The sequence below is a fragment of the Deltaproteobacteria bacterium PRO3 genome (genome assembly GCA_030263375.1).
In the GTDB taxonomy this organism is placed as follows: Bacteria; UBA10199; UBA10199; order DSSB01; family DSSB01; genus DSSB01.
The window spans coordinates 1-8,450 of sequence record SZOV01000115.1 but is presented as its reverse complement, the minus strand read 5'-3'; the positions used below and the strand labels follow the sequence as shown (position 1 = coordinate 8,450).

The 8,450-nt window shown below is 56.3% G+C and carries 8 protein-coding genes and 1 riboswitch; of the genes, 3 read left to right on the top strand and 5 right to left on the bottom strand.

Going from position 1 to position 8,450, the window contains the following annotated elements:
• The 3 genes from FBR05_13465 to FBR05_13455 form a co-directional block, all read right to left on the bottom strand.
• Window positions 1-268: hypothetical protein (locus tag FBR05_13465; GenBank protein MDL1873186.1), on the bottom strand; the 268-nt coding region annotated here is incomplete at its 3' end.
• Between the two features lie 174 nt (window positions 269-442).
• Window positions 443-1,774: a hypothetical protein gene (locus tag FBR05_13460; GenBank protein MDL1873185.1), complete on the bottom strand. Its 1,332-nt coding sequence runs from the start codon at window positions 1,772-1,774 to the stop codon at window positions 443-445.
• A gap of 12 nt (window positions 1,775-1,786) precedes the next feature.
• Window positions 1,787-3,757, bottom strand: a complete 1,971-nt coding sequence (locus tag FBR05_13455; protein ID MDL1873184.1) for a TonB-dependent receptor — start codon at window positions 3,755-3,757, stop codon at window positions 1,787-1,789.
• Window positions 3,758-3,825: 68 nt separating this feature from the next.
• A riboswitch (cobalamin riboswitch) is annotated at window positions 3,826-3,979 on the bottom strand.
• Between the two features lie 255 nt (window positions 3,980-4,234).
• Here FBR05_13455 and FBR05_13450 point away from each other — a divergent pair.
• On the top strand, window positions 4,235-4,462 hold the full coding sequence (locus tag FBR05_13450) for a helix-turn-helix transcriptional regulator (protein MDL1873183.1): 228 nt from the start codon (window positions 4,235-4,237) through the stop codon (window positions 4,460-4,462).
• On the top strand, window positions 4,459-5,526 hold the full coding sequence (locus FBR05_13445; protein ID MDL1873182.1) for a restriction endonuclease: 1,068 nt from the start codon (window positions 4,459-4,461) through the stop codon (window positions 5,524-5,526). Before FBR05_13450 ends, FBR05_13445 begins: the two co-directional genes overlap by 4 nt.
• On the opposite strand, the gene FBR05_13440 is transcribed toward FBR05_13445, so the two are convergent.
• The gene (locus FBR05_13440) at window positions 5,497-7,245 is read right to left on the bottom strand and encodes a methyltransferase domain-containing protein (GenBank protein ID MDL1873181.1); all 1,749 of its coding nucleotides are present in this window, start codon (window positions 7,243-7,245) and stop codon (window positions 5,497-5,499) included. The genes FBR05_13445 and FBR05_13440 overlap by 30 nt on opposite strands.
• A gap of 239 nt (window positions 7,246-7,484) precedes the next feature.
• Window positions 7,485-7,865 carry a helix-hairpin-helix domain-containing protein gene (locus FBR05_13435; protein MDL1873180.1) on the bottom strand — a complete coding sequence of 127 codons (381 nt, stop codon included), beginning with the start codon at window positions 7,863-7,865 and terminating at the stop codon, window positions 7,485-7,487.
• 291 nt (window positions 7,866-8,156) lie between these two features.
• Here FBR05_13435 and FBR05_13430 point away from each other — a divergent pair.
• A partial coding sequence (locus FBR05_13430) for a hypothetical protein (protein ID MDL1873179.1) occupies window positions 8,157-8,450 on the top strand: 294 nt, incomplete at its 3' end.

Below are 8,450 nucleotides of genomic sequence, written 5' to 3'. Positions count from 1 at the left end.
GCCTGCGAAAGATCCCTCGCGTGGTATCGAGGGAAAACCAAAGGGCGGTTTCGCCTTCGCCGACGCCGCTGACTTCCAGGGGGACGGTCTCGCCGGCGTAGACTTCTCGGATGTGCTCGAGGGGCGCGGCGGCATTGCGTCGGGAAAGGCGCAAGGGTTCGTCGCCGGCGTCCGTCGCGCCGGGCCTCGCGGGAACGAGGCCGTTTCCGCAGGCGGCAAGAAGGCCCGCGGCGATCCAAATAATGACGTTACGAAGGTGTTTTGCCATATCCCTGCTGTAGGGGCCGTTCCCTCCTTCGGAGGGCAAGCGCGAACGGCCCCTACGGGCGCCGTATCAAAAAAAAATCACTGAATTGCTTTGCGGATCGATCGAAGGAGCGAACCTTGTGTTCGCCCTCCCCATCCGTGCCCGCGGGGCGAACACAAGGTTCGCCCCTACAAGTCAATACGTCGTCGCCGTCGAGATCGTCCCCGGCGAACTCGTCAGCACAAAGAGATCCGGCCCGGTGAAGTCCGCGCCCGGTTCTCCGGGACGGACCGCCATCGGTCCCGCGCCGGTCACGCCCGGCTCCGGAAATTCGAAGTCCAGGGCATGTCCGACCACCTCGCGCCCGGCCGTCGTGAGGTCCACCGCATTCACCGCCGAGCGGTTGAAGCTGGAGACGAAGAGGATCTCGCCGCCGAAGGCGATCTCCTGGTCGGTGATGTAGTCGTTGTCGTCGGAGGTGATCGCGATGGGATTCGCGGCGCCGCGCTTCGCGGTGAAGTTCTGCAGGTCGATCTCGTAGATCTCGCTGAAGGCCGAGGAGCCGAGGAAGCCGGAGGTGCCGTCCTCGGTCACGGCCAAGGGCTGGAAGTTCGCGGCCACGAGGCCCAGGTTCAGGCTGCGGGTGATTTCCAGCGTGCCGGGGTCGATCTCGTCTAAGATCGACGGCGTCTCCGGCGTGGTGACGCTCCCGGCCAGCTCGGTGTCGCCGGTGCTGGTGGCGATCAGTTTGCCGTTGGCGACGGTCAGGCCGGTGGCGTTGAAGCCGCTCAGCGCGAGGTAAGGCGTCGCGGCCGGCGTCAGGAAGGGCACCCCGTCGTTGATGTCGAAGACGAGGGCCAGGCCCTGGACGTAGAAGGAGGAGAAGCTTGCGTCGAAGCAGGCGTTGCTCATCGAGACAAAGAGTCGGTCGCCGATCACGGCCAGGTCTGCGGCGAAGCCGGGCGAGAAGGGGCCGGGGCCGACGGAATTTTCGTCGACGGTGTCGAAGTTGCAATCGCCGGGCCGCGAGTAATCCAAGGTCTCGGTCAGGTTGACCGGAGCGGTGAGATCGAGGCTCTGGAAGACGACGCCCGTCGTGGGATTGAAGTAGACCACCCCGCTCCCCGCCAGCAGGAAGGCCTGCGTCGGGCTCAGGATCTCAACGTGGTTGGGGAAGGCCGCCTCGGGGATGGCGCTGGCGTCCAGGGTGGCGAACTGCGAAGAGACCTTCAGCGGATTGGCGCTCAGGTCGATCGGGACCACGCCTGCCGGGCTGAAGCTGACCAGGAAACCGGTGGATTCCATCCCGGCGACGTCGGGGATGACGAGGTCGGGCGGGAAGTCCGCGCCGATGCTGAAGGCGTTGAGCACCGCCGTCGCGGCGGCGAAGGACTCGGCGGTCGTCATGTCGCCGTCCGAGCCGCCGGGATTGGGGTTGCCGGGACCGGTCTGGACGTTGCCCGAGCCGCAGGCCGCGAAGCCGGCGAGGGCGAGGAGCATCAGGGTTTGGGTGGCGAGGCGTTTCATGGTCGTCTCCTTCTAGGTTTTGTATCCGAACGAAAGCCAGACGCTGGCCCGGGGCAGCGGAAAGCCGACCGAGTCGAAGGTCTGGACGTTGCCGACGTTCTTACCCTGGACCGTGAGAAAGTAGCGGTCCTTCCACTTGAAGGTCCCCCCCACGTCGACCAGGGCGCGTCGGCTCAAAAACTTGGTGTTGGCGAAATCGATGGGCAGCTTGTCGATGTATTGCACCGAGCCGAAGATCGACCCGTACTTCCAGGTCAGCTCGAGTCGCCCGTTGGCCAGGTGCCGCGGCCTGCCCGGCAGCTGGTTGCCCGAGCCGTCCAGCTGGGCGTGCAGGAAGGTGTAGTTGCCGGTGAATTCCAAAAATTTCAGCGGCGTCAGCTTGACCGAGGCCTCCAAGCCCTGGGCGGTGGCGGGGCCGGTGTTGAGCGGCGCGATGGTGAAGGCGCTGACCGGCACGAAGACGATCGAATTGTCGATCTGGTTGCGGAAGTAGCTCAGCTCGCCCCGCGCCCAGGCGTATTCGAAGACCGCGCCGACGTCGAAGTTGATCGCCTCTTCCTTCAGAAGATTCGGATTGCCCCGGATGAAGCCCTGGTCGGGGAAGTAGAGTTCGTTGAAGCTGGGGTAGCGGAAGGAATTTTCCACGTTACTCTTCAATGCCACCCAAGAGGCGGGCCGGCCGACCACGCCGAAGTGCATCGCGACGTCGCCGCCGAAGTCGTTGGCGTGCTCGTAGCGGACCGAGGGATTGAAAAAGAGCCGGTCGTCCAGCAGGTGGATCTCGTCTTGGAAGAAGACCGCGTGGGTGCGCCGCGTGTGCAGGCCGGAGAGCTTGGCCCCCGGCAGCGGCGAGCTGTCGTTGAAGCGGTCGTAGCGGAAATCGTAGAGCAGGGTGAAGTCGTGGACGTGGGCGCCGAAGTCGCGGTGGTAGTCCCACTTCGGTTTGAAGCCGGCCGACTGGTTGAGATAGGTCACGTCGATGGGCCCGCCGAAGGCCGGGGTCGCATCGGTGAAGTGACTGCGCTCCATCCGGTAGTTGGGGGCGACGCTGAAATCCAGGCCCTCGACCCAAAGGTCCTCGCCCGTGAGGCGCAGGCCCGCCGCGTCGCGGAACAGAAGCTCGTGGGCGTCCAGCGGGTTGGCGGGGTAGAGCTGGGTGGTCTCGACCTCGGTGCCCGGCTGGTCGCGCGAGGTGACGAAGAAGTCGTTCAAGAAATTCAGCCGCCACTTGTCGCTCAAGTCGACGTCGACGCGCGAAAGGAAGCCCTCGCTGAAGAAGCCGTTGTGCAGACGGGTGAATTCCTTTCCGCCGCCGATCGCCCCGCCGCCGGCGAACTGCACGCCGCTGGAGAGGAAGGTGAAATCGCCCTCGCTGCTGAAGTGGGTGTGGTCCAGCACCAGGCCCACCTTGCCGAAGCGCTTGGAGAAGCCCTCGTGGGTCTGGATGGTGAAGAAGCTCCCCTCGGTGAATTTGAGCTCGAGGGAGTATTTCTTCTGCGCCTTCTTGGTGACGATGTTGATCACGCCGCCGATCGCGTCGCTGCCGAACTGGCTGGAGGCGCCACCGCGCAGCACCTCAACGCGGTCGATTGCGCCGAGCGGCAGGGTCGAGAAGTCGACGGCGCCACCCTGCGCGGTGTTGATCTTGATGCCGTCGACGTAGACCGAGACCTGCTCGGCGGTGGAGCCGCGGATGCTGACGGTGGAGAGCTGGCCCAGGCCCCCGAAGCTCTGCACGAAGACGCCGACCTGTTCGGAGAGCAGCTCGGGGAGGGTGGTCATCTCGTCGCTGTAGTCGTCGGGCCGGATGACCGAGGCGAAGGCGGAGGGCTTCTCGGGGCTCTCGAATTCGCCCTCGCCTCGCACCAGCACCTCGCCGATCTCGGCGCCGCCGGCCAGGAGCGCGGGCTGGGCGCGCGCGGCCGCGGCAGCGAAACCAAAGGAGAGCCCCAGCGCGAGGCCGATGAAAAAGCCGTGTCTCAAGAAATCCCTCTCTCTTTCCGCGAAGAGATGCGCCCTGTCGGGCCTTAGGTGTTCGTCGGCTTGAGTTCAGGTCTCCTGACTTGGGAGGGGCGGGTTTCGCCTTGCCTTCCCGACCCTCCGGGGAGGAGGGTCAGTGACTAGCGGCGAGCCCGTGACTCCGTCACAGTGGCGGGACCGTGCCTGAATTGGCCGCTAGCTTCGCGGCCGCACAGGGCTTCCCTTGGCTCAAGCGGGTCCGGAATGGACCCCTATTTTGCGCCGGATAGTCGGGCTAGGGCGTGGTGTCAAGGAGGTTTGTTTTGAGAATGTCAAATTGGCCAACGCGACAATCATAACCCAAGAAAATGGCCACTTGTATAACCCTAACAGGCTATCCCTAATATTTGTATTTCCTATGCTACTTATAGTCTGTAGACCTAAACACATCATCAAGTGAAAATCGGGGTGGCCGTATAGATAGAAAGTAAAGACTATTTTATGCCAAAACACGTCCAGTTAAGGGATGTTCTTGCTCAAAATATTCGTCGCCATCGTGCTCAACTCGGTCTTTCCCAAGAACAATTAGCGGATGCCTGTGGATTACATCGGACCTACATTGGCTCTGTTGAGCGATCAGAACGGAATGTTTCATTAAGTACTTTAGAGGCACTGGCAAGAGCGTTGGATGTAACAGTGCCAAGTTTGCTTACCCCCCGGGTTCAATGACAGAAAATCAACAAAATTCGGCCTTGCGCTTTCGGAAGACGCTTCAGGAGAGCGGACTTACGATTTATGATGAAATTAAATATGGGGATCCAACGCTGTGGATCCCATCGCCGGAGTTGCAAATCTTGCTCCTTAAGCATCTAAAGGGAGTATCTCTGAAAGGACTTCCGCTTCGCACTCGCTCAAAATTTGTTAAAGAACTAGTGTGCAAATCCCTTGGTTATCCAGCTCCATTATCCTTTAGAAAGACTCGCCCACGATTTCCCGGACAATGCTTGGACACTTATGTTCAAAAATCGAACAATCTTCAAATTTGGAATGAAGAGCTGTCGCCTATTCGGCGTTATGCCGTCATCCGGGTTTCGGATGACGATGTAATCACTGCTATTAGGGTGGTAGACGGAAAGTTACTTGCTCTTCTCGATCCGACAGGCACTCTTACTCAAAAATACCAAGCCAGGGTTGGAAACATTAATAAGCGTCACGAATTGGTAGTGTCAACAGATACAAATTTATTATGCGGTTTGTTAAAAAAACAAGTCAAACCACCAAAAGTCCATGATTCCCCAGTCGATTATCCTCAACTAGACACCCTTATGCCAATTAAGGCATTGTTTGAAAGCCTTAAGCATTTAGTTGGGAATTGTTTTCCTGATATTGGAAGCGATCAAGAGCGTAATAGGGGAGGATATCTTCATCGTCTGGTAAGTGAAAGGCTTGGATATGGCAATTATCGGGATAATGGACGATTTCCGGATATTCGTAATCAATTGCTAGAAGTGAAGCTGCAAACCTCGCCAACGATTGATCTTGGCCTGGTTGCTCCTGATAGTGTTCTTCCCCTCGATATTCCAATGCTTGGCGGCGTTCAACTTAGGCATTGCGACGTCAGGTATGCTATTTTTGGGGCAACGTTAAACCGAGGGAAGGTTAACATAGAAAACCTTATTTTAACGACCGGCGAACGCTTTTTTCGGAGATTTAAACGCTTTGAAGGAAAAGTCATTAACCGAAAGTTACAAATTCCCTTGCCTTCAGACTTTTTCGGGTCGGAAACCGAATGATTTCCAGACGAGGAGATCTACTTCGGCTTCAAGATTCTCTGTGTCATTATTGGGTAGCAAGTCATAAATTTTCTTCACTTTTTCAATCATTTCTCTGCTTGCAGGAGTGTTAGGATTCGGAAGCGGAAATTCCTCTACATATTGGGTCATGAAGCGCCTTCGGCATGCATAAAGTTTATTGTTAAACTTATGGTCGTAGAAGGCCTCAATGAATTTCGAATTAGCGACGGCAAGGATTAGCCATAGTAAAGGTTCTTTTTCAGTATTCTCGGCTCGAAGCCAATAACAATCGCCGTTGACTACAGCGCCTTCGCGGTCCATCCAAAAGGTTGGTTTTGTGCATATGTCTCGGAAGACGATCTTCAGATGATTCCACGCGGCTGGATCCTGAGGCACCCAAACCTCATACCATTTTCTTCCAGCTTCAATCACGTATTTCCGCCCTTCAAGCTGTACGCGATGTTTTTCAAGGTACATCTGACTTTTAGGAAACTGTTCTAGAGGGACAGCAATGCGGCGACCATCCTCAATGATATGGGGGTAGAGCACTTTTATTTTTCCAATGGATTCGGCTTTGAATCGTCGGGCAATATGATGGGTGATCAAAGGCCTCAGAAGTTCCGGTCTCTCATTTTCTGGGATATTATTCCAATCTGAACGAATAAAAACGTTGTCAGCCGTAGTCTTTATTCCGACACGAATTTTTCCGACATCGCGAAAGCAACAAAATGTATGTTTTGCAACGGTCTTTAGCCATTTAGAGGCCCCGTCATCCTCTAATCTCCAAACTCCGCTAGAGTCTCTTTCGAAGTGCAGCTTTCCAACACGTACTTCAAATTTTCCTGCAGGGGTAGAAATGATTCCTGGCTTATTTAGCGATTCAAAAAAAGAGGGCATTTCAGCCGCAGGTTCGGCATTTTGCGTTGAGTAAATGGAAGTAAAAATAGGTTTTGATGTGGAGAAACTATTCCTATTCCGAGGTTTGAATACAAGTACCGCGGGTAGGACTGCTGCTTCAAATATCCTAGTATCTCCAAAGTCCCAGATGCTGCTGATTGAGAACTTTTCCCAAAGTCCGCGCCGGACTGAGGTGCCGGACTTTGTTGTCATAAAACGATTGGAGACGATGATACCAACAACTGAATCTTTATGTAGGATTCGATCAAGGCTTAGCAAAAATGCATAATAAAGGTCTATTCGGCCATCCAGTTTGAACTTATCGGCTAGTAGCGAAGCTTGCTTAGTTCCAAGGATTTGAGTTCTAACGTATGGTGGATTTGCGATCACTAGGTCAAAGGTTTGTCCTGAGTTTAAGGGCTGTTGGAAAAAAAGATCTAGCGTTGCCCCCTTTTGTGACCACAGAGACTGAAGAAAGTCATCCGCTGAGAGTGAGAGTTTTACTTCTGGATGGAGAGTCGTGATTCTATGGTTTGATAATTCAATGGCCGCGGGATCAGTATCAAATCCCGTCGCTTCAATTTTCTTAAACCCATTATTCTTCAACTGCTGAATTAAAGCCAATAGCAATTCACCATTTCCGACTGCAGGATCAAGCACACTGATTTTGTTTTCTTTTTTTAGGTGCTTGGCTTCGTTTAGGATTTGATTTGCGACGAAATGGGCAAAACCCGATGGGGTGTATATTGCGCCAGAAGATTTTTTCTTTGGGACCGTCTTGTAGCGACCTATGGCAATGATTTTGTGCTCTGTGATTTCCATAACTGCTTGCTACTTATAGTCATCAACGTATTGATAAGTCAACTTTATTAGGCTTGTTAAAATGTTAATCGGATTAAAAAGGCGAATGACGAAGCAGGTAAATTCAAATGTTTCTTAACTGGGATTTTTCTTGCACACTAATTTCCAAGATCAAATTCATTTGGTTGTTATTGACGATGCAACAAGAAGGCGCGACGAGGCGGGCTCCTCGTCGCGCCGGGGGTGTGGGGGAGGGAGAATCAGCCCTGCGGGGTCGCCGGGGCGGGCGCGGGGGCCGCAGGGGCGGCTGCGGCGGCCTTCTTGGCCGAGACGCGCTTGGCGGTGGTGGCGCCCTCGGTCACGACATGGGGCCGCATCGCCTCGATGCGCTTGGCGCCCAGGCCGGGGACGTTCTTCAGGTCGTCCACCGAGGTGAAGGGCTTGCTCTGGCGCAGCTGCACGATCTGCTCGGCCTTCGCCTTGCCGATGCCGGGCAGCATGGTCAGCTCTTGCGGCGTCGCGGTGTTGATGTTGACCACCCCCTCGACCGCCTTGGCCTCGACGGAGGCCGGCGTGAAGGTGCCGAGGAAGAGCGCCAGCGCCGGCAAGGCCAGGGCGGCGAGGATTTTCTTGAAAGACATATTGAAGCTCCTTTCGTGGAGAAGAGGTTGTTGTTCGTGGCAAGGAGCAAAGCAAAGCGGATGCCATCCGAAATAATTCCGGAATTCGTTGACATTCCGCGGCCCAAGTCGCAGCGTGGCCGCTTCAGGGCGGGTAAGATGGGACGAAAATCGTTTCCTCGGGCGGAAAAGGCTCCGAAAATGAAACGGTCGTTGGGTCCGATCCCCTGTCCGTTTTTCGCAACAAAATCCCCCCGACCGCGATAAGTCCCGATATTATAAGTAAAATTCCGTAATCTCAGGGTTTTTTCTATGACCCCCACCCGGCCCGGCCCTGTCTTCAGCGCCGCGCTTCAAAATTTTTCCGCCCTCCGCGCGGGAGGCGAGACCGCCGCGGAAGCGCCGATCTCCGCGCGCGCCGCCTTGGGCCTTCTGGTCTTGGCCGCCGCCGAGGTCGAGGCGCGGCAGCGCCACGCGGCGGGCGCCTGGGGCGCCGGCCTTTTTTCCGCCCGCGCCGACTCAGCCGAGCCTTGGGGCGCCTACCTGCGGCGTCTGGAGCGGGCCCTCAGCTCCGAAGACCTCGACCTCCAGTCGGTCCGCAACCTC

What these genes read in the sequence shown, in the direction of transcription:
- FBR05_13445 (MDL1873182.1), top strand. Translation starts at nt 4,459, where the DNA reads ATGACAGAAAATCAACAAAATTCGGCCTTGCGCTTTCGGAAGACGCTT.
- FBR05_13450 (MDL1873183.1), top strand. Translation starts at nt 4,235, where the DNA reads ATGCCAAAACACGTCCAGTTAAGGGATGTTCTTGCTCAAAATATTCGT.
- FBR05_13460 (MDL1873185.1), bottom strand. Translation starts at nt 1,774, where the DNA reads ATGAAACGCCTCGCCACCCAAACCCTGATGCTCCTCGCCCTCGCCGGC.
- FBR05_13435 (MDL1873180.1), bottom strand. Translation starts at nt 7,865, where the DNA reads ATGTCTTTCAAGAAAATCCTCGCCGCCCTGGCCTTGCCGGCGCTGGCG.
- FBR05_13440 (MDL1873181.1), bottom strand. Translation starts at nt 7,245, where the DNA reads ATGGAAATCACAGAGCACAAAATCATTGCCATAGGTCGCTACAAGACG.